Origin of the sequence: Pseudomonas sp. CFBP 8772 (assembly GCF_014841665.1) — a bacterium.
GTDB classification, from domain to species: domain Bacteria; phylum Pseudomonadota; class Gammaproteobacteria; order Pseudomonadales; family Pseudomonadaceae; genus Aquipseudomonas; species Aquipseudomonas graminis_B.
This window is the reverse complement of sequence record NZ_JACYUI010000001.1, coordinates 150,467-172,098: the sequence shown is the minus strand read 5'-3', so window position 1 is coordinate 172,098 and position 21,632 is coordinate 150,467. Positions and strand designations below refer to the sequence as shown.

Annotated in this window: 14 protein-coding genes and 1 other RNA gene; 4 read left to right on the top strand and 11 right to left on the bottom strand. The window is 62.3% G+C overall.

From position 1 onward, the window contains the following. Positions 1-20: 20 nt before the first annotated feature. The 5 genes from IFT99_RS00755 to ffs form a co-directional block, all read right to left on the bottom strand. Positions 21-1,217: an MFS transporter gene (locus tag IFT99_RS00755; protein ID WP_192130076.1), complete on the bottom strand. Its 1,197-nt coding sequence runs from the start codon at positions 1,215-1,217 to the stop codon at positions 21-23. Between the two features lie 100 nt (positions 1,218-1,317). Next, positions 1,318-1,686 carry a Rap1a/Tai family immunity protein gene (locus tag IFT99_RS00750; RefSeq protein ID WP_065988704.1) on the bottom strand — a complete coding sequence of 123 codons (369 nt, stop codon included), beginning with the start codon at positions 1,684-1,686 and terminating at the stop codon, positions 1,318-1,320. Next, entirely contained in the window at positions 1,686-2,612 is a 927-nt protein-coding gene (gene coaA, locus IFT99_RS00745; protein ID WP_065988705.1) for a type I pantothenate kinase, read from the bottom strand. The genes IFT99_RS00750 and coaA overlap by 1 nt, the downstream gene beginning before the upstream one ends. 102 nt (positions 2,613-2,714) lie before the next feature. After that, positions 2,715-3,386 carry an HAD-IA family hydrolase gene (locus tag IFT99_RS00740; RefSeq protein ID WP_192130075.1) on the bottom strand — a complete coding sequence of 224 codons (672 nt, stop codon included), beginning with the start codon at positions 3,384-3,386 and terminating at the stop codon, positions 2,715-2,717. Between the two features lie 336 nt (positions 3,387-3,722). Continuing rightward, positions 3,723-3,819, bottom strand: an RNA gene (gene ffs, locus IFT99_RS00735) — signal recognition particle sRNA small type. Positions 3,820-4,054: 235 nt separating this feature from the next. Here ffs and IFT99_RS00730 point away from each other — a divergent pair. Further along, the gene (locus IFT99_RS00730; protein ID WP_192130074.1) at positions 4,055-4,549 is read left to right on the top strand and encodes a GNAT family N-acetyltransferase; all 495 of its coding nucleotides are present in this window, start codon (positions 4,055-4,057) and stop codon (positions 4,547-4,549) included. A 4-nt stretch (positions 4,550-4,553) separates the two neighbouring features. Here IFT99_RS00730 and IFT99_RS00725 read toward each other — a convergent pair whose 3' ends face one another. From IFT99_RS00725 to IFT99_RS00700, 6 genes are all read right to left on the bottom strand, one after another. Then, positions 4,554-6,359: a putative bifunctional diguanylate cyclase/phosphodiesterase gene (locus IFT99_RS00725; RefSeq protein WP_192130073.1), complete on the bottom strand. Its 1,806-nt coding sequence runs from the start codon at positions 6,357-6,359 to the stop codon at positions 4,554-4,556. A 171-nt stretch (positions 6,360-6,530) separates the two neighbouring features. After that, the gene (locus IFT99_RS00720; protein WP_192130072.1) at positions 6,531-7,697 is read right to left on the bottom strand and encodes a zinc-binding metallopeptidase family protein; all 1,167 of its coding nucleotides are present in this window, start codon (positions 7,695-7,697) and stop codon (positions 6,531-6,533) included. 1,022 nt (positions 7,698-8,719) lie between these two features. Further along, complete coding sequence (gene ligA, locus IFT99_RS00715; RefSeq protein ID WP_192130071.1) at positions 8,720-11,068, bottom strand: NAD-dependent DNA ligase LigA; 2,349 nt, start codon at positions 11,066-11,068, stop codon at positions 8,720-8,722. A gap of 74 nt (positions 11,069-11,142) precedes the next feature. Next, the gene (gene zipA, locus IFT99_RS00710; RefSeq protein WP_065988711.1) at positions 11,143-11,991 is read right to left on the bottom strand and encodes a cell division protein ZipA; all 849 of its coding nucleotides are present in this window, start codon (positions 11,989-11,991) and stop codon (positions 11,143-11,145) included. Positions 11,992-12,265: 274 nt separating this feature from the next. Further along, positions 12,266-15,754, bottom strand: a complete 3,489-nt coding sequence (gene smc, locus IFT99_RS00705) for a chromosome segregation protein SMC (RefSeq protein ID WP_192130070.1) — start codon at positions 15,752-15,754, stop codon at positions 12,266-12,268. Between the two features lie 3 nt (positions 15,755-15,757). Beyond that, the gene (locus IFT99_RS00700; protein ID WP_065988713.1) at positions 15,758-16,417 is read right to left on the bottom strand and encodes a GntR family transcriptional regulator; all 660 of its coding nucleotides are present in this window, start codon (positions 16,415-16,417) and stop codon (positions 15,758-15,760) included. 318 nt (positions 16,418-16,735) lie between these two features. Between IFT99_RS00700 and xdhA the strand changes: the two genes are divergently transcribed. From xdhA to xdhC, 3 genes are all read left to right on the top strand, one after another. Further along, positions 16,736-18,205, top strand: a complete 1,470-nt coding sequence (gene xdhA, locus IFT99_RS00695; RefSeq protein WP_192130069.1) for a xanthine dehydrogenase small subunit — start codon at positions 16,736-16,738, stop codon at positions 18,203-18,205. Beyond that, positions 18,198-20,606 (top strand): xanthine dehydrogenase molybdopterin binding subunit, encoded by a 2,409-nt coding sequence (gene xdhB / locus IFT99_RS00690; protein WP_192130068.1) that lies wholly within the window; start codon positions 18,198-18,200, stop codon positions 20,604-20,606. The genes xdhA and xdhB overlap by 8 nt, the downstream gene beginning before the upstream one ends. 163 nt (positions 20,607-20,769) lie before the next feature. Further along, positions 20,770-21,609, top strand: a complete 840-nt coding sequence (gene xdhC / locus IFT99_RS00685) for a xanthine dehydrogenase accessory protein XdhC (RefSeq protein ID WP_192130067.1) — start codon at positions 20,770-20,772, stop codon at positions 21,607-21,609. Positions 21,610-21,632: the final 23 nt, after the last annotated feature.

Genomic DNA, 21,632 nt, shown 5'->3' with positions numbered 1-21,632 from the left:
TGAGCTGATCTTATGTGTAATCAAGCCGCCTGCCGACCGCCGCGCTCGTTCGGCAAGCAGGCGGTCAACACCGCCAGCACAACGGCAACTCCTGCAATCACCCCATACACGGCAACGAACGAGCCGCTCAGGCTCGCCAGCAGCCCGGCGCAGTAATTGCCGAGCATGCCGCCGACGCCCTGCATGATGTTGGCGATGCCGAAGATGGTCACGGCCAGCGCCGCGCCCCCTGCCATCTTCGACACGTACGCCGGTATCAATCCGAAGATCGGGTAGAACGCCACGGCAAACACGACCCCTGCCACCATCGGCCAGTAGCCGGTCGGCGCGATGACCAGAATCACCGCTGCCGTTGCCACGCAGACGTACACCATCAGCATCGCCCCACGCAGGCCGATGCGGTCCGACAACGCGCCGAGCGCCAGGCCGCTGAACATGCCGACGAAACCGATGCTGGCCCAGATCTGCGCGGTGTATGCGACGCCGAAATGCAACTCCGTGCGCAAGTAGGACGACAGGTAGTTCTGAAACGGAAAGGTCGAGAAACCAATCAGAAAATTCATCGACCAGACTTTGTACACCCAACCCTGCAGCGCCTCACGCAGCACGCCTTTGCGTGGTGCGCCCTCACTGGCGCTCTCATCGTTGCGCAGAAAGAGCCGCGCGCGTTTGAACACCAGAAACACGCCGGCCACCAGCACGACCGTGATCAGCCCGACGATCCACCACACCGTGCGCCACTCGCCCTGGGGCGCATACAACGGCACCAGCAGGCTGTTGATGAACACGCCATAACTGGTGCCGCTCGACACCAGCCCCATGGCCATGCCGCGGTATTGATAGGGCACGGCGCGCGCGATCACGTCGACCATCGGCACGAACACCGTTGCCGCCGTGCCGGCCAGCACCGTCAGCAGCAGACCGATCAGCACCACATTCTGCGCCAGGGGCATGAGCAGCAAGGCCAGGGCGCACACCGCGCCCGATCCGAAGATCATCCAGCCGCCGCCAACACGAGGCGTCAGCCAGGCCGCCAAAAGGGCGCTGGCGAGAAACCCCGCCTGCCCCGCCGCGGTGATGGTGCCGACGTAAGCGATATCGAAGCCCAGGCTGGCGCGCATATCCGGCACCAGTTGGGCAAAAAGATAGATTCCGAAACCGTAAGTGGCGGCCACGAGTCCGGTGAGCAGCAGCACAATCAGTGCATTGACACGCATCGTCGGCATCCTTGCTGATGGCCGTCGCAGACGCGGCGGCGCAGGTCGACCCGTAGAATCACTTCTGGATCAAGCAACAGGCTAGCTGAGAACTCGAGGGTTACTGGCAGGGAAACGCGTTTTTCAACGCCGCGACCACCAACACTGATTCATTCAGATGCAGGCTCTCGGGGTGTGCCTGCAACGACTGCACAATGATGCGCATCGACTGGATCATCGGAATGCCACCTTCGGGCACGCACACCAGCCGGGGCAATCCGCCCGCCTCGTGGAACAGATCCAGAGTGTCCATCGTCGCTTGCAGCACCCCGACACAATGCCCGACGCCCACGCCGTTCTGCGCCACGCCGCCGCTCATGCTGTTGATCCCGTCCTGGCATTCGAGCAGCAACTTGTTGCCGTCCGCCAGAGCGCCAGCGCTCACACAGAGCGCGAATAACGCCGACACGCCCGCGATTGATTTACCCATCAGCGTAGCCACAATTCCTTCACCGAATGGTCCGACGCCTTACGCACCACGAGACTGGCGCGCTCACGGGTCGGCAGGATGTTTTCCAGCAGATTGGGCCGGTTGATGTCGTGCCAGATTTTGCGCGCCGCGTCCGGGGATTTCTCCGGCGGCAGATCGGCCAGTTCGCGGAAGTAGGCGCCTCGCGCGCGAAACGCGGTGCGTTGCAGCATCAGAAAGCGCTCGACGTACCAGCGCTCGATGTCACCCTCTTCGGCGTCCAGATAGATTGAAAAGTCGAAGAAATCCGAGACGATGCTGCCCGGTTTCTGCCCGTCATTGCCCGCGGTCTGCAACACGTTCAACCCTTCGAAAATCAGGATGTCGGGCTGGCTGACCTTGAAGAACTGGTCCGGGACGATGTCGTAGCTGATGTGGGAATAGACCGGGGCGGTGATTTCCGGCGTGCCGGCCTTCAGGTCCGAGAGAAACTTGACCATGCGCTTGCGATCGTAGCTTTCCGGAAAGCCCTTGCGGTGCATGATGCCGTCGGCGACAAGCCGGGCATTGGGGTGCAAAAAGCCGTCGGTGGTGATCAGATCGACCCGGGGATGATCCGGCCAGCGCGCCATCAGCGCCTGTAACACCCGGGCGAAGGTGCTCTTGCCGACCGCGACGCTGCCTGCCACCGCGACCACATAGGTCTGGCGCTTGGCAGGGCGTCCGAGAAAGGTGTCCTTGATGCTGTCGAGATTGCGCGCGGCGCTGACGTGCAGGTTGATCAGGCGCGACAACGGCAGGTAGATGTTGGCGACATCCTCCAGCGAGATGTCCTCATTCACGCCCCGCAATGCGGCGAGGTCCTCTTCGGACAACGTCAATGGCGTACTGGCGCGCAGCCCCGCCCACTCCGCGCTGCTCATTACCAGATAGTCATCAGGGGCCATCAATCGCGTTCCAGTCAGGTGTCCGTATCAACAATGGTGCGAAGACTATCGTATTGGTCCAAATGGAGGGCAGATTTATTTGAAGCTGCCGGGGCGACTGGCTTACCTCGCTGACGGCATCTCTGCCAGATCCGCAGCCAGGGTTTCCAGCGTCGGCCGCATGATCAGAGGCGCCGGCGCACCTTCGGGCGCAGACAGGCCAAGACGGTTATGCCAAATCGTCGGCAGTCCCACCTTGGCCGTGCCGAACAGATCGTACGCCGAACCCGCGACGAAAACGGCATGGCTGGCATCGACACCCACGGTGTCCAGCGCCAGACGATAAGGCGCGGGGTCGGGCTTATAAAAGCCGGCTTTCTCCGAGGTAATGACCACGTCGAACGGGATACCCAGCACCTCCGCCGCGATGTGGCCCAGGCGCTCCGAACAGTTGGTGACGATACCCAGCTTGTAATGAGGCTTCAGGGATTCGAGGACCGACTGGGCTTCCGGCCAGGGCTGCAACTCCCCGAAGCGCCGATCGAGTTCTGCGGCGGCATGCTTGCCCAAGCCGACTTCCATCGCCGCCTCCTCCACCAGCGTGTCATAGGGGCGATAGCGGCCGCAGCCGTAGGTCGCCTTCAGGTAGGCCATGCGCCAGGTCCGGCCCAGCTCCTCGGAGCCGGCGACTGAATTCCACAGGGTCCAGGAGTCCAGCAAAGCGGTGAGCAGGTCGAAAAGTACGAGTTGGATGGGGGGTGTTGGACGGAGGGGTGATGGGGTGGCGGTTGTCATTATTGTTATTCCTGAGCGGAGGGGTGGCGTGCGGAGGATGCCCGGCCAGTCAGCGTGATGGGCCTGTGGGTTTCTTCGCGATGGACTCCATTCTAGGCGGCGCATACGGCGATGAACCGCATGAGGCCTAACACTATGGTTCAGCGTTGGTTAAGGATCATTCCCTCAAGGTCGGGTTCCGACGAGCCACGCGATCAGAGATAACAACGTTGAGACACGCAGCCATTTGCCAACAAGACAGGGATGAAAAATTTGAGAGAGTGGAAGGGATCGAGGCCGCCAGGGATGCGGATCATCAATACTCGTCATGGCGACGAGAGTGCGTTATGGAGGCAACCCCACCAGCCACACCCCGGCACACAATGTTCCCGCTGTGGCTGCTGCCTTCCGGCTCTGACCAGGTTCACGGGTAATCGTTGCGGGGGGACCGATGGGGTCACCATAACGACGCTCGCCAGTGGCGAGCCGCGCCATTGTACCGGTCTCGCGAGAAGTTACAACCTCTTGTTTCAGATTAAGATTTTGAGCGTCGTCAGCCCTTCGCCGCCTGCCCAATGCAGCGCCTGAGGCGCTGAATGCGGCACAATGGCGCCTGCCTTTTCACCTCCCACACGCAAGTGGCTGGCCCCTGCCCGGCCCCGCCAGGGCGCAAGACACAGGAACCACCGATGCATTTCGCGCTCACCCGCCATGAATCCCTCTCCCCCATCCAACAGCGCCAGTTGCTGGAGATCGAGCTGCTCCCCGAGCAGATCCGCCACGTCGGCGACATTCATGGCGGTCTGCACACGCTGACCGCACGTCCCATCGCCGACCGACAGGGCTTCGTACTGCTGGTGGACGACATCCCCCGGGGCTTTTTCGTGCTCAAGCGCAGGTCGCTGTTGCCGGAGTGGGCGCGTGAGCACGCGAAGGTGACCACCACGCTGCACGCGTTGATGGTCGATAAACGCTTTCAAGGCGGTGGTCTCGGCAAGCAATGCCTGCGCGCGCTGCCGGCGTTGGCGCGGGATTTATGGCCAGACACTGCGCAGTTGATGCTGGCGGTGGAGGCCGGCAATCACCCGGCGCGCCAGTTGTACCTGGCGCTGGGTTGGCAGGCGTTGCCCGAGCGCGATCCGGACCACGTCAGTGTCGAGCGGCTGATGCTCCTCGCACTGTAATCACTCAATGGGCCAGTGATCGCAACTGCCAGACTTTGCTGCAGCACTCGACGTTCATCCAGTGCTCGAGCGCGGTGACGGTCATGGGCCGCGCGACCAGGAAGCCCTGCACTTCGTGGCAACCCAGCTCGCAGAGGATTTCGTAGACGCCTTCGGTTTCGGCGCCTTCTGCAACGACGCGATAGCCCAGGCGCATCGCCAGATCAACGATGGCTTCCACCAGGCCGCGATCCTTGTCATTGCTGTCGATGTTTTCCACCAGCGATTTGTCCAGCTTGACCGTGGTGGCGGGCAATTGCCGCAGGTAGGTCCAGTTGCTGTAGCCGGTGCCGAAGTCATCGATGGCGATGTCGATGTTCAATGCGCGCAAGCGCTCCAGCTGCAGCCGGGTGACTTCAGGGTTGTCGCACAGGGCGCTTTCGGTGAATTCGAGCTCGAAGCCACTCGGGTCGAGACCGCTGACCGTCAATTGCTCGAACAGCGCATCGCTGAATGACGCGTTGGCCAGATCGATTGCCGACACGTTCATCGCCACTTTGAAGGCATAGCCCTGCGCCTGCCAGAGCGCCGCCTGGGCAACGGCCTTTCTCAACACCCAAAGGCTGAGCGAGCGAATCAGGGCGGTCTTTTCCGCCAACGGGATAAATTCCGCCGGGCTGATCGGGCCCAGCACCGGGTGCTGCCAGCGCAACAGCGCTTCGACGGTCACGATACGGCCGGTGGCCACTTCAAGCCTTGGCTGATACACCAGCGACAGTTGATCCGGGCTGCGCACGGCTTCGGCCAGCGCCGCCAGCAGCAGAAAGGCCCGTTGCTGGGCGAAGTCCAGGTGCGGCTCGTACCAGCGCCAGCCCGTCGACTTGCCGCGGGCTTCGTCCGCCGCGCTGACCACCAGCCGAATCCAGTCGTGCTCATCACAGCGGTCCAGCCCCAACGGCAGCACGCCGATGCCGACGTCCATCTGAATGGGGATGTTGCGGCAGATCAGCGGCCGCCGAAAATGCTCGAGCAACTGCCGAAACAGCAGCTCGGCCTGCTCCGGCCGGGCGTTGCGGGTGATCAGCGCGATGCGCGTGGGGCTGACCTTGTACAACGCGGTGTCGTCAGGCAACTGGCTGCGGCAGTTTTCGATCATGCAGCGCACCAGTTCCTGGGCGAAGCTGTAGCCCAGCGCTTTGACGATGCTGTCGAGAAACGCTGGCGCGACCATGTCCAGCGCAACCAGCGCATATTTGCGCCGATCCGCCAAAGCGGCGAGGTCTTCTTGCAGGCGCAGACGGTTGAACAGACCGGTGGGCTGATCGACGTAGCTGGCATGGCGCAGGTTGTTGAGCCGCTTCATGACCAGCTGGCCATACATCTCCAGCATCGCCACGTCACGCGGGTCGAGTGGCGGCCGAGGCGTGCTGTCGATGATGCACAGCGTGCCCAGGGCCAGGCCGTCGGCGGTCACCAGCGGCACGCCGGCGTAGAAGCGGATGTGAGGCTCGCCAGTCACCAGCGGATTGTCGCTGAAGCGCGGATCGAGCATCGCGTCAGGGACCTGAAAGATTTCGGGGCTGAGGATGGTGTATGCGCAGAAGGCGATTTCGCGGGGCGTCTCGCGCTCGTCCAGGCCTGCCCGCGCGCGAAACCATTGGCGGTGCTCGCTGACGATGGAAACAAGGGCAATGGGGACCTCGAAATAGTGGGTCACCATCAAAATGATGTGGTCGAGCACGTCGTCCGCCGTCGCATCGATTAAACCCATGTGGGTGATGCGCGAAACCCGGGAACGCTCGTTTTGGGGAAATGGAGCACCAGTGGCCATAACTGAAGTCCCTTTAAGACCGCTTTGCCAATCGCCTTGCCAGTAGTGTCAAAACGATATGTACCGGGAAAATAGCACCCCTTTTTCCCCGTTGCAGGCATCGCGGACAAGCGGCGAAGTCCTTTCACCGCTTCGTACCCGTGCTTTTTAGCCCTCACTCACCTGAGTGAATCACTGCACCTGCAGCACCTCATCAGCCTTACCGCCAGCACCCTGTATGACCAGATGGATGAAATGCAGCTTGGTGATGACCGCCGGAGGCAACACGAACGGATAGAAATCCGCCTGACCCATGGCGCGGGACAATTCGTTGAGCATGCCCGCCAGCTCGATCCACGCATTGACGAACGAGAGAAACGCCGGACCGCCCGGATGCTGAGGGTCGTACAGGGTTTCCAGCGGGAACGGCTGGTAGTCGAGATCCATGTCACGGGCACTCATGCCCAGGCTCAGCGCGGTGTCGACAGCGTCCATCATGTGCAGGTAATGCGCCCAGGTTTCGGCCCAGTCTTCCCACGGGTGCATGGTCGCGTAGGCGCTGACAAAGCTCTGCTGCCAGTCGGCCGGCGCGCCATGCTGGTAGTGATGGTCAAGGGCGTCGGCGTAGCTGGCGCGGTCGTCGCCAAACAGGTTGCGGAAACCGTCCTGCCAGTAGGTGTCGGCGATCAGGCGATCCCAGTAGTAATGCCCCACTTCGTGACGGAAATGCCCGAGTAGCGTGCGGTAGGGTTCGTGCATCTGCACGCGAACCTTCTCACGAATGGCGTCGTCGGCTTCTTCGACGTTAAGGGTGATCAAGCCACTGGCATGGCCGGTGGTGGGCAGGTTGCCTTCCAGGTCGACGCCGAGGAATTCGAAGGCCAGGCCGCGTTCTTCGTCGACGCTTTTGGGGACGACGTGAAGGCCGAGGGTGATCAACTGTGCAACCAGCCGGCGCTTGGCGGTCTCGATCTTGCCCCAGCGCTCAGGGTTTTCCGGCACGGACAGGTCGGGGATGGTCTTATTGAGGCTGCAAGCGATGCAGAAGTCGCCGGCGTTCAGCGCCGGAAACATCCAATTGCAGGCGGCTGCCGTGTCGAGGTTGGCGCAACGGCGGTAGAGCCCGGCCTGGGGCTCGTCGGTGAGACGCCAGGTCTGCGCCTCGGGGCCCGGTTCCAGCGCGGCAATCTTGCTTTGCTCGGGGAGATAACCCAACGCCGCCGAGCAGGCCAGGCACTGGCTGTTGCGGAAAAACACCGACTGTCCGCAATGGCATTGCCAGACTTTGCTGTTGCGTTTGTTCTCACCGGCGAACGGCGCCGCGATCCGTGTGCTGAGTTGCTCGAAGAACTGGAACATGGCGATATCCTGATGGGGCTGCAAGCACTAGATCGTCAAGGGTGGCGGGGGTTCCGTGGGATTTTCTTACTCTTGGGTCCCGCTTATCGGCGGGACTACTTCACTCAGGTCCAGATCCGGGGACCCGCCTAACGGCGGGCATTTCGCCTTCGGCGAGTTACTTGGAAAAGCACCCCAAGTAACCAAGGGTGCCTGCTCCTGGTTTGGCCCTTCGTTCCTCAGGGTTCCCTCACTCCGACGACGCTCCGTGGGCCCGCGCCGAACGGACATCCATGTCCTGACGGCGCTCTCGCGGCATCCATGCCGTTCGGCCCACTCCGCGTCGTCTGCGTTCGGCCTGCACCCAAGTCGCGATTGGCGGTGTCTGGGCTGGCTGTGTATGAAGATCAAGATCAAGTGCAGATCAAAGGCTTCCCGGCTGAAGCCGGTCCTGCGGGTGCGCGTTGTTTCTGCTGATCGTTGATCGTTCCCACGCTCCGCGTGGTAACGCCGCCTCGGACGCTCCGCGTCCCTGCATGACGCGGAGCGTCTTGGGATGCATGCCCACGCGGAGCGTGGGAACGATCAGTTGCCGAACTGCGAAATTGATGGTGACTCAACCGGCCTCTTCCCGGCTGAAGCCGGTCCCACTAAAGGCAGCGCGTGCATTCTGCGAGAGTCGCGGCAGACCTCGACCGTAGGACCGGCTTTAGCCGGGAAGCCCTTGATCTGCTTTGAAAGCGCTTTTGATCTTCGTACACAAAAAGCCCAAACACTGCAGAACGCGACTTGGGTGCAGGCTGAACGCAGGTCTCGCGCAGTGGGCCGAGCCGCAGGGATGCGGCGAGAGCGCCGTCAGGACATGGATGTCCGTTCGGCGCGGGCCCACGGAGCGAGACCGGAGTGAAGGAACCCCGACGCAGGAGGGGCCCAACCAGGAGCACAAGCCCTTGGTTACTTGGGGCTTTATCAAGTAACTCGCCGAAGGCGAAACAGTCTGCCCCCAGGCAGACGCTCTTGATCTTAAGGACCTTGATCTTGATCTAGCCGACCTCAACGCCTTGTTGCTTCAGAAACCCCACAAACGCCTCTTCGTCGAGCACCTTCAGCCCCAGCTCGTTGGCCTTGGTCAACTTCGAGCCCGCCCCCGGCCCGGCCACCACCGTGTGGGTCTTCGCCGAGACCGAACCGGACACCTTCGCCCCCAGCCCCTCCAGCTTCTCCTTCGCCACATCCCGGCTCATCAACTCCAGCGAACCGGTCAAGACCCACGTCTGCCCGGCCAGCGGCAAACCCTCCACCACCTTTTTCTCGCTCTGCCAGTGCATGCCGAAATCCTTCAGCTGCTGCTCGATCGCCAACGCCCGCTGCGCATGCTCCGGGACATCGAAAAACACCCGCACCGCCTGCGCCTGCTTCTCCGGCAGCGTCTGCCGCATATCCAGCCAGTCCGCCTTGACGACCGCCTCAAGGGTGCCGAACTTGTCCGCCAGTTTCTGCGCCGCACCCTGCCCTACCGACGGAATATTCAGCTTGTCCAGCATTCCGCCCAAGGTCGCACTGGCTGCGAACTCAGCGCCCAAGTCGCCCGTGTCCTGAAGCTCCATCTGGCATTCGCCGAGCAAGGCCCCGATCACGTTCTGGTTGTGCTCGTCTTCGAAAAAACTGTGGATCTCATGGGCGACTTCCAGGCCCACGTCCGGCAGATACGTCAGCACCTCCGGCAGCGCGACAATCACCCGATCCAGCGAACCCAACGAGCGCGCCAGCACCTTGGCCGTCTCCTCACCCACGTCCGGAATGCCCAGCGCATAGATGAAGCGCGCCAGCGTCGGCTGCTTGCTGTCGTCGATGGCCTTGAGCAGCTTCTTGCTGGAGATTTCGGCAAAACCCTCCAGATCGATGATCTGCTCGTACTTAAGTTTGTACAGGTCAGCGGGCGAACCGATCAGTTTCTCGTCCACCAATTGCTCGATGGTCTTATCACCCAGGCCTTCGATGTCCATCGCCCGACGGGACACGTAATGGATGATCGCCTGCTTGAGCTGCGCGCCACAGGCCAGACGGCCGACGCAACGGTAAACCGCGCCTTCGCTGATGGTTTCCTTGCCCTTGCTGCGCTTGATCAGTTGCGTGCGCTCGACCTGGGAGCCGCACACCGGGCAGGTCTGCGGGATCTCGACGGCGCGTGCGTCTTTCGGGCGGCGCTCCTGCACCACCTGCACCACCTGGGGAATCACGTCCCCGGCGCGGCGGATGATCACCGTGTCGCCGATCATCAGGCCCAGACGCGCCACTTCGTCCATGTTGTGCAGCGTCGCGTTGGCGACCGTCACACCGGCGACTTTCACCGGTTTCAAACGGGCGACCGGCGTGACGGCGCCGGTGCGGCCGACCTGGAATTCCACGTCGAGCAGCTCGGTGAGTTCTTCCATGGCCGGGAATTTGTGGGCAATCGCCCAGCGCGGTTCGCGGGCGCGGAAACCCAGCTCGCGCTGGGCGGCAATGCTGTTCACCTTGAACACCACGCCGTCGATTTCGTACGGGAGCGTGAGACGTTTCTCGCCGATGTCGTGGTAGTACGTCAGGCAGTCTTCGATGCCGTGGGCGATTTTCATCTCGCGGCTGATCGGCATGCCCCACTCTTTCAGTTGCTGGAGGTTGCCGGTGTGGGTGTCGGCGATGTCGTGGGACACCTGGCCGATGCCGTAGCAGCAAAATTCCAGCGGGCGGTTGGCGGTGATTTTCGAATCCAGCTGGCGCAGGCTGCCGGCCGCCGCGTTTCGCGGATTGGCGAAGGTCTTGCCACCCACTTCAAGCTGACTGGCGTTCAGGCGCTCGAAGCCGGCCTTGGACATGAAGACTTCGCCGCGCACTTCGAGGGTGTCCGGCCAGCCCTTGCCGTGCAGCTTCAGCGGGATATTGCGCACGGTGCGCACGTTGACGCTGATGTCTTCGCCGGTGGTGCCGTCGCCGCGGGTGGCACCGCGCACCAGCGCGCCGTTCTGGTACAGCAGGCTGACCGCCAGGCCGTCGAGTTTCGGCTCGCAGCTGTATTCCACCTTCTTCGAAGCAGCCGGCAGGTCCAGCCCTTCGTTGACCCGACGATCGAACTCGAGCATGTCGGTTTCTTCGAAGGCGTTGCCGAGGCTCAGCATGGGGATTTCGTGGCGCACCTGAGTGAACGCCGACAGTGCCGCACTGCCCACCCGCTGGGTCGGCGAGTCAGGGGTCACCAGATGCGGGTTCTCCGCCTCCAGCGCCTTCAGCTCGTGGAACAGCCGGTCGTACTCGACGTCCGGGATGCTCGGCTCGTCGAGCACGTGATAGCGGTAATTGTGCTGATCCAGCTCAGCGCGCAGTTCAAGGATGCGGGTTTCGGCGGCTTTCATAGGTGTGTTCTCGAAATGCAAAAGAGCAGCCGAAGCTGCTCAATTGGTGATGCTTGAATCTGTGGGAACGCCAATCAACGGCGCTGGGTCAGGGCGCGGCGTTCGAACTCGACGATGCGCTGACGGTAATGCTCGATGGTTTGCGCGGTCATGACGCTGCGCTGGTCATCTTTCAATTCACCGTTGAGCTCGTGGGCCAGCTTGCGAGCGGCGGCGACCATGACATCAAACGCCTGCTTCGGATGACGCGGCCCTGGTAGACCGAGGAAGAAGCTGACGGCGCGGGTGCTGAAGTGGTCGATATCGTCCAGATCGAACACGCCCGGCTTGACCGCATTGGCCATCGAGAACAGCACTTCGCCGTTGCCGGCCATGCTTTCGTGACGGTGGAAAATGTCCATTTCGCCAAAGCGCAGGCCGCTTTCCAGAATGTTCTGCAACAGCGCCGGACCTTTGAAGCCGCTTTCGTCCCGGGAGATCACGCTGATCACCAGCACTTCTTCCACCGGTGGCAGGTCCTTGTCTTCGGTGATGCGCTGGTTCGGCTTGTCGTCCGGGAAGTCGTCGTCGCGGGCACTGAACAGGTCAGGACCGGCGCTCAGGTTGAGGTCGCCCTGATGCGGCTCGTCCTTGCGCTTGCCCCGTCGCGGTTCACGTTCGGCGCGCTCCCGTGGCGCTGCACTCATCGTCGGCAGGTCATGCTCGTCGAGTTTCGGTTCTTTATGGGTGTCGAGGACGCGCGCAGGGCCCAGCACTTCGGCGGACGTTGGTTCGTCGTCGTCCGGCAGGTTGGATAAGTTGCGGTCCAGCCTGAATTTCAATTTGCCCTTGCCGCCGCGCATACGGCGCCAGCCGTCAAACAGAATACCGGCAATCACAATAATGCCGATGACGATCAGCCACTCTCGCAGACCGATTTCCATGTAGTCCCGTGCCTCTAATGAAATTCTGAAAATTAAGGGCGCAAACCCCTTTAAAACGTGGAGCCAACTCTATGTTCTGAATGGCCTTTTACCCACGCGAAATGGAAAAGTGGACATTAAGCTAGCACGACCAAAGGCAACTTTACACCGTCTGTTACATCTGGCAGGTCACAAGCATCTGTCACGCTGCGGCGGTGGTTCCTGTACTGGACGTCCGTGCGCCACTTTTCCCTGCAAATCTTCATGATCGCCACGCGATCAACTGCGCATCCTGCTATGACTCCACCAGCGCCATCGCCTCCTCTACGTCCACCGCCACCAGCCTTGAACAACCCGGTTCGTGCATGGTGACGCCCATCAACTGGTCAGCCATTTCCATGGCGATCTTGTTGTGGGTGATGTAGATGAACTGCACCGTCTGGGACATCTCTTTGACCAACCGGGCGTAGCGCCCCACGTTTGCGTCGTCCAGCGGCGCATCGACTTCGTCGAGCATGCAGAACGGCGCCGGGTTGAGTTTGAAGATGGCAAAAACCAGCGCCAGCGCGGTCAGGGCTTTCTCACCCCCGGACAGCAAATGGATCGTGCTGTTTTTCTTGCCGGGAGGACGCGCCATGATCGTCACCCCTGTATCGAGTAAATCTTCGCCCGTCAGTTCCAAGTAAGCGCTGCCGCCACCGAAAACTTTTGGAAAAAGTGCCTGAATTCCGCTGTTTATCTGATCAAAGGTCTCTTTGAAGCGGTTGCGGGTTTCCTTGTCGATTTTGCGAATCACGCTTTCCAGCGTGTCCAGCGCTTCGACCAGATCGGCGTCCTGGGCGTCCAGATAGCGTTTGCGTTCGGACTGCTGCTGATACTCGTCGATGGCTGCAAGGTTGATGGCGCCCAGACGCTGAATCCGTGCGGCGATGCGCTCCAGTTCTTCTTCGGCGGCCTTCTCGTTGGCGTCGGCGGTCAGGGTCGCCAGCACGCCATCCAGGTCGTAGCCGTCTTCGTGCAGTTGCTCCTGAAGCGCCTTGCGCCTTACGGTCAGGGTCTGCCATTCCAGGCGCTGTTGCTCTAGTTGCCCACGCAACAGCGCCGATTGCTGCTCGGCCTGGTTGCGACGTTTCTCGGCTTCCCGCAGTTCGCGGTCGGCGTCTTCCAGAGCGTTCTTGGCGGTGCGCATCTCTTCGTCGACGACCATGCGCTTTTCCAGCAGCTCTTCGAGCTTCATGCGCAATTCTTCCAGCGGCGCGGCGCCCTCCTCCAGATTCAGGCTCAACTGCTCGCGCTTCTCGGTCAGGCGCTCGGACTGCATCTCCAGCCGCTCCAGGGCCTGACGGGTGGAATCATGCTGCGCGCGCAGCGAACCCAGGCGCACGGCCAACTGGTTGGCGTGATCCTTATGCTGCCGGGCTTCCTGACGCACCCGGTCCAGGCGCTCGCGCAGGCTGTCGCGCTGGGCCAGCAGCAGCTCGCGCTGTTCGGTGTCCAGCGCCATGCTGTCGAGGGCGTCCTGCAACTGCAGGCGGGATTCGCCGAGGGTTTCCTGCTCCATGGCCCGCTGTTCAGCGAGCTCGGCCAATTCTTCATCGAGCCGCGTCCGGCGCAGGGTCAGTTGCTCGACCTTGGCTTTGGCAGCGGACAACTGCGCCTTGAGCTCGCTCTGCTGACGGGCTTCGTCCTGCAGGCGACGGCGCAATTGCTCGCGGTTGTCTTCCTGGGTGCGTTGCTGCTCGCGCTGAGTTAGCAATTGTTCATCTAGCGCGGCCAGGGTCGCCTCACGTTCGTCGCGCTCGGCTTCAAGGCGCTGCAATTCCTGACCCCGCGCCAGCACGCCGCTTTCGGCCTCGCTGGCGCGGCGCACGCGGAGAAAGTCCCGACCGACCCAATAGCCGTCGCGGCTGATCAGGCTTTCACCGGCGCCCAGTTGGCCGCGAAGCGCCAAGGCATCGTCGAGGGTTTCCACGGGTTTGACTTGGCCCAGCCAGTGGGCCAGATCGACCTGCGTATCGACTTTGTCCAGCAAACTGCCAGGTATGCGCGTGACATCAGCGCCGGGACTCACCAGGCGCAGGTCGCCCTGACTGAATCCGGCCAGATCGAGACCGGCGAAATCATCCACCAGCACCGCATTCAGGTCGGCGCCCAACACGGTTTCCACGGCCATTTCCCAGCCCGCCTCGACCCGCAGCCCTTCGGCCAGCCGCGGACGCTCGCTGAGCTGATGATCGCGCAGCCATTCGGCTGTGCCGGTGCCGGGATCGAGTGCCGCCTGTTGCAGCGCTTCCAGCGACGCAAGCCGGCCGTTCAAGCGTTGCAGATCGCCCTGGGCCTGTTGCTGCGCCTGGGTGGCCTGTTGTAGATCGACGCGCAGTTGCTCAAGGCGCTCGATCAGGTGTTCTTCTTCAGCGGTCAGTTCTTCGAAAGCCATTTCCCGCGCGGCGAGGTCTTCGCTGAGTTCGAGAATCGCGGCGTCTTCGGGGTCAGCCGCGAGCAATTGGCGCTCTTCACCCAAACGCCGTTGACGCTCGGCCAGGCGCTCCAGGCTGGTTTCCAGCTGCTGAATGCGCGACTGCTGCACTTCCGCCTGCCGCCGGGGTTCGGCGGACGTGAGATTGAAAGCGTCCCACTGCTCCTGCCAGCCGTGCAGGGCGGTCTCGGCGTCTTCCAGCGCGGCGGCGGATTCTTCGGCGGCGGCGAGGGTGATTTCCTGCTCCGGCTCGAGCATTTCCAGCTCTTCGCCAAGGGTCGCCAGCAGTGTGCGGTCGTGGCCCAGGTGGGATTCGGTTTCCAGGCGCGCGCGCTCGGCTTCGCGCAGGTCGTCCTGCAACTGACGCAAGCGTTGCTGACCGTGCTGGATGCTCTGCTCTACCCGGGCAATGTCGCCGCCCACGGAATAGAAGCGCCCCTGCACGATATTGAATCGCTCGGACAGGTCGTGATGACCGTCGCGCAGGCGCTCGATGGCGGCGTCGGCGCTGCGCTGGTCAGCGACCAACGACTCGAAGCCGACCTCCTGATTGCCAATCACCGATTCGCGCTGGGCCACTTGCTCATTCAGCGCCTGCCAGCGCAACGCCGACAGTTGCGCCTTGAGCTGACGCTCTTCGGCTTTGTATTCCTGATACTTCTCGGCCGCCTGGGCCTGACGCTGCAGGCGCTCCAGCTGACGACCCAGTTCTTCGCGCAAATCGGTCAGGCGCGCGAGGTTTTCGTGGGTGCGGCGAATGCGGTTTTCGGTGTCGCGGCGGCGCTCCTTGTACTTGGAGATGCCGGCGGCTTCTTCGATGAAATTGCGCAGGTCTTCGGGCTTGGCTTCGATCAGCTTGGAGATCATGCCCTGCTCGATGATCGAGTAGCTGCGCGGGCCCAGGCCGGTACCGAGGAAGATGTCGGTGATGTCGCGGCGACGGCATTTGGTGCCGTTGAGGTAATAGCTGTTCTGGCTGTCGCGGGTCACTTTGCGGCGAATGGAGATTTCCGCGTAGCTGGCGTATTCGCCGACCAGGGTGCCGTCGGAGTTATCGAAAACCAGCTCGATGCTCGCCTGGCTCACCGGCTTGCGGCTGGTGGAGCCGTTGAAGATGACATCGGTCATCGACTCGCCGCGCAGGTTCTTGGCCGAGCTTTCGCCCATGACCCAGCGCACCGCGTCGATGATGTTGGATTTGCCGCATCCATTGGGACCGACCACGGCCGCCATGTTGCTGGGGAAGTTCACCGTCGTCGGGTCGACGAACGATTTGAACCCGGCCAGTCTGATGCACTTGAGGCGCATGAATCAGCTGGCCGCCAGGGCAGACAAAACCGATTGGCAACTGCGCTCGGCGTAGCAGGTCAGCACGTCGCGGATGCGCGCCAGATCCCGCGCTACCACCGCTTCGAGCAACTGGCCGAACAGGGTCAGGTATTCGCTCATTTCCGCCTCGCGTTGATCCAGGGCGAGGAAATAGAAGCGGCTCATGGAGGGCTGCAGGTTCTCGACGGTCTCTTCCAGGTACGGGTTGTTGGCGAACGGATAGGCCGCGCGCATCACGTTGAAGCTCTCTTCGACGAAGCCCTTCACGTCCTGGCGCTCGCAACTGGCCATGAGCCGCTGCTGAATCTGCTGGAACGGCGCCAGATCGACCGGCTCCTTCCAGCTGCGCGCCACGGCCAGACCGAGCAGGATGTACATCTCGCTCATCAAGGCGCAGAGGCTGGTGATGTTGTGCGGGGTCAGGACCGACACCTGCGCGCCACGACGGGGCAGGATCACGATCAGGTGGCGGCGTTCGAGAATCAGCAACGCCTCGCGCACCGAGCCTCGGCTCACGTTCAGCGCGGCCGTGACCTTCTGCTCCTGAATCCGCTCCCCTGGCTTGAGCTCGCCGCGGATGATGCGCTCGGCAAGGTGGTGAGCGATCTGCTCGGCGAGGCTGTCAGGTGCCTTGAACGTCATTTCTTACCTTCAACTTCTTGGGTCGCAAACAAGCGGCGGAGTGTATCGCACTGCAGGTCTGTGGCGCAGGGCCATACTGTGGAAACTGGCACGAATTAAGCAGAAACACGGATATGTTCTGCCCACGCGCACCCAGTCTTTAAACATCATGTTCACCTGAGTTATCGGCCATATTTCGAAATAATGAATTTCTTGACCTTTGAGTCAGAAATTAATTGACCCGATAGTCAGAGCTGATAGATTCATCGACATGTTCGATGACCCCTCCGCCGGCAGCTGTGACCAGTGCTTTTAAATGACAAGAACGAGGCGCGACCCGTGATCCAGTTTCTCCTGAACCAAGAGCTGAAAACCGAACAGGCTCTGGACCCCAATGTGACGGTGCTCAACTATCTGCGCGAGCATCTGCACAAGTCCGGCACCAAAGAAGGCTGCGCCAGCGGCGATTGCGGCGCGTGCACCGTGGTCGTGGGCGAGCTGACCACCGATGCGGCGGGCCGGGAGCAACTGAGTTATCGCAGCCTCAATTCCTGTCTGACCTTCGTGGCCTCGCTGCACGGCAAGCAACTGATCAGCGTTGAAGACCTCAAGCATCAGGGACGCTTGCACAGCGTTCAGCAGGCGATGGTCGACTGCCACGGCTCCCAGTGCGGCTTCTGCACGCCGGGCTTTGTCATGTCGCTGTTCGCCCTGCAAAAGAACAGCGCCGAATCCGCCTCCTCCGAGACCAGGCACGCCCAAGCCCACGAAGCCTTGGCCGGAAACCTATGCCGTTGCACCGGCTATCGACCGATCCTCGCGGCGGCCGAGCAAAGCTGCAGCCAAGCGCAGCCTGACCAGTTCGATGCCCTGAAAGCTCAGACCATCGCCCGCCTCAAGGCCATTGCGCCGACGCAAACCGGCGAGCTGAACAGCGGTGACAAGCGCTGCCTGGTACCGCTGACCGTCGCCGATCTGGCGGATCTCTACAACGCCTATCCTCAGGCGCGATTGCTGGCCGGCGGCACTGATCTGGCCCTCGAAGTGACGCAATTCCATCGCCCGCTGCCGGTGATGATCTACGTCGGCAATGTCGCGGCGATGAAGAAGATCGAGCACTTCGAAGACCGCATCGAGATCGGCGCGGCCACGGCGCTCACCGATTGCTACGAAGCACTGAGCCGCGAGTACCCGGATTTCGGTGAATTGCTGCACCGTTTTGCATCGCTGCAGATCCGCAATCAGGGCACCCTCGGCGGCAACATCGGCAACGCGTCCCCGATTGGCGACTCGCCGCCCCTGCTCATCGCCCTAGGCGCGAAGATCGTGCTGCGCAAAGGCGAGCAGACCCGCACCCTGGCGCTGGAGGATTACTTCATCGATTACCGGGTGACGGTACGTCAGGAAAGCGAGTTCATCGAGCGCATCATCGTGCCCCGCGCCAACGCCCGACAGACGTTTCGCGCGTACAAGGTTTCCAAGCGGCTGGACGACGACATCTCGGCGGTCTGCGCAGCGTTCCGCGTGCAGGTCGAGAACGGTGCCATCGTCGACGCCCGCGCGGCGTTTGGCGGCATGGCGGCGATCCCCAAACGCGCCGCCCATTGTGAACAGGCGCTGATTGGCCAGCCGTGGACGTCGGCCACCATCGAGCGTGCCTGCGCCGCACTGGCCGAGGATTTCACGCCGCTGACGGATTTCCGCGCGAGCAAGGAATACCGCCTGCTCAGCGCACAGAACCTGCTGCGCAAATACTTCATTGAAGTGCAAACGCCCCACATCCAGACGCGGGTGACAGCTTATGTCTAACCATCATTCAGCCAGGTCCCAGGAAGAAATGGTCGCCCTGTTTCAACAGGACCTGACCACCGGCGTGGGCCGCAGCGTCAAGCATGACAGCGCCGACAAGCACGTTTCCGGCGAAGCGATCTACATCGACGACCGCCTCGAATTCCCCAATCAGCTGCACGTGTATGCGCGGCTGTCCGACCGTGCCCACGCGCGCATCGTCCGCGTCGACGTGTCGCCCTGCTACGCCTTCGACGGCGTGCGCATCGCCATCACCCACGAAGACATTCCGGGCCTCAAGGACATCGGCCCGCTGCTGCCCGGCGATCCGTTGCTGGCCATCGACACGGTCGAGTTCGTCGGTCAGCCGGTGATTGCCGTGGCGGCCCGAGATATGGAAACCGCACGCAAGGCGGCCATGGCCGCGATCATCGAATACGAAGACTTGGAGCCGGTGCTCGACGTCGTCCAGGCCTACCGCAACAAGCACTTCGTGCTCGACAGCCACACCCACCAGCGCGGTGATTCAGCGACGGCGCTGGCGTCCGCCACCCACCGGATTCAGGGCACGCTGCACATCGGCGGTCAGGAGCACTTCTACCTGGAGACGCAGATTTCGTCGGTGATGCCCACGGAAGACGGCGGCATGATCGTCTATTGCTCGACGCAGAACCCGACCGAGGTGCAGAAGCTCGTCGCCGAAGTGCTGGACGTGCCGATGAACAAGATCGTCGTCGACATGCGCCGTATGGGCGGCGGCTTCGGCGGCAAGGAAACCCAGGCCGCGAGCCCCGCGTGCCTGTGCGCGGTGGTTGCGCGTCTGACCGGTCAGCCGACCAAGATGCGCCTGCCCCGCGTGGAAGACATGATGATGACCGGTAAGCGGCACCCGTTTTACGTCGAGTATGACGTGGGGTTCGACGACGACGGACGCTTGCACGGGATTCAGCTGGAACTGGCGGGCAACTGCGGTTACTCACCGGACCTGTCGGCGTCCATCGTCGACCGCGCGATGTTTCACGCCGACAATTCGTATTACCTGGGCGACGCCACGATCAATGGCCATCGCTGCAAGACCAACACCGCGTCAAACACGGCCTACCGGGGCTTCGGCGGCCCCCAGGGGATGGTCGCCATCGAGGAAGTGATGGACGTCATCGCCCGGCATCTGGGCAAGGATCCGCTGGCGGTGCGCAAGTCCAACTATTACGGCAAGACCGAGCGCAACGTCACCCATTACTACCAGACGGTCGAGCACAACATGCTCGAAGAAATGACTGCCGAACTGGAAGAAAGCAGCGACTACGCCGAGCGACGTAAAGCGATCACGGCCTACAACGCCCACAGCCCGATTCTGAAGAAAGGCCTGGCCCTGATTCCGGTGAAGTTCGGCATTTCCTTCACTGCCAGCTTTCTCAACCAGGCCGGCGCGCTGATCCACATTTACACCGACGGCAGCATTCACCTCAATCACGGCGGCACCGAGATGGGTCAGGGTCTGAACGTCAAGGTGGCGCAGGTGGTGGCCGAGGTGTTCCAGGTCGACATCGACCGTGTGCAGATCACCGCGACGAATACCGACAAGGTGCCGAACACGTCGCCGACGGCCGCCTCCAGCGGCGCTGACTTGAACGGCAAGGCGGCGCAGAACGCTGCGGAAATCCTCAAGCAGCGGCTGGTGGAATTCGCAGCCAGGCATTATCAGTGCGATGAGTCGCGGGTCGAGTTTCGCAACGGTCATGTGCGCGTCGGCGAGCAGGTCATCAGCTTCGACACCCTCGCCCAGCAGGCGTGGATGGGCCAGGTGTCGCTGTCGAGCACGGGCTATTACAAGACGCCGAAGATCTTCTACGACCGCAGCCAGGCGCGCGGCCGGCCCTTCTATTACTTTGCCTTCGGCGCGGCCTGCACTGAGGTGCTGGTCGACACCCTGACCGGCGAATACAAAATGCTGCGCACGGACATTCTTCACGACGTCGGCGCCTCGCTGAACCCGGCCATCGACATCGGCCAGGTCGAGGGCGGCTACATTCAAGGGATGGGCTGGCTGACCACCGAGGAACTGGTCTGGAACGACAAGGGCAAGCTGATGACCAATGGCCCGGCGGGCTACAAGATTCCGGCCGTGGCCGACATGCCGGCGGACCTGCGCGTGAAGCTGGTGGAAAACCGCAAGAACCCCGAAGACACGGTGTTCCATTCCAAAGCCGTGGGCGAGCCGCCGTTCATGCTGGGCATCGCCGCGTGGTGCGCGATCAAGGACGCGGTGGCGAGCCTGGGCGATTACAAGCATCAACCGAAGATCGACGCGCCGGCGACCCCGGAACGGGTGTTGTGGGGGTGTGAGCAGATGCGGGCGTTGCGGGCTGCGGCGCCGGAAGCGGAAGGTGTCGCCCATGAGCTGGCGGGTTCGCCAGTTTGAACAGTGGTGGCTTGAGCCAACGCCTTCGCGAGCAAGGTGGAGCGCCACCCCGGTCGTTCCTACAGTCCAAATGCGAGCCTGTAGGAGTGAGCTTGCTCGCGATGAGGCCAGCACGGGCAATGACGATGTTTGATCTGCCAACCCGCCGATCAGGAGAAATCACATGAATAACTGGATCAGCGCCCTCGCCGATTTGCAGCAGCAGGGCGAGGCCTGCGTGCTGGTGACCATCATCGAGGAGCGGGGCTCGACGCCGCGCAATGTCGGCTCGAAAATGGTCGTCAGCGCCGGGCGGATCTTCGACACCATCGGCGGCGGTCACCTGGAATACAAGGCCATGGAAATTGCCCGGGAGATGCTCGCCAGCGGCAGCCAGCACACCCGCCTGGAGCGCTTCAGCCTTGGCGCCAGCCTGGGTCAGTGCTGCGGCGGCGTTAACGTGTTGCTGTTCGAACCCATGGGCCAGCCCCAGGCGCACATTGCCGTTTTCGGCGCCGGCCACGTCGGTCGGGCGCTGGTGCCGCTGCTGGCCAGCCTGCCCTGCCGCGTGCGCTGGATCGATTCCCGCGAGGCCGAATTTCCCGCGCACCTGCCAGAAGGCGTGACGCAGATCCTCTGCGAGGACGTCACCGAAGAAGTGGATAACCTCCCCGCTGGCAGCTATTGCATCGTCATGACCCACAATCATCAGCTGGACCTGGAACTCGCCGCTGCGATTCTCAAGCGTGGCGACTTCAGCTATTTCGGCCTGATCGGCTCGAAAACCAAGCGCGTGAAGTTCGAGCATCGCCTGCGGGATCGCGGCTTCGATGCTGCGGTGCTGCAGCGGATGCGGTGCCCGATGGGCCTGACCGAGGTCAAAGGCAAGCTGCCTATGGAAATCGCCGTGTCCATCGCCGGCGAAGTGATCGCCACCTACAACGCTCATTTCGGCGAGCAAAGCACCACCGCCGAACCTGTCGCCAAGCTGCTGCCGGTGTCCCGCCGCAGCCAGGCCCAATGAATCCCGGAAGAACGATCAACTGA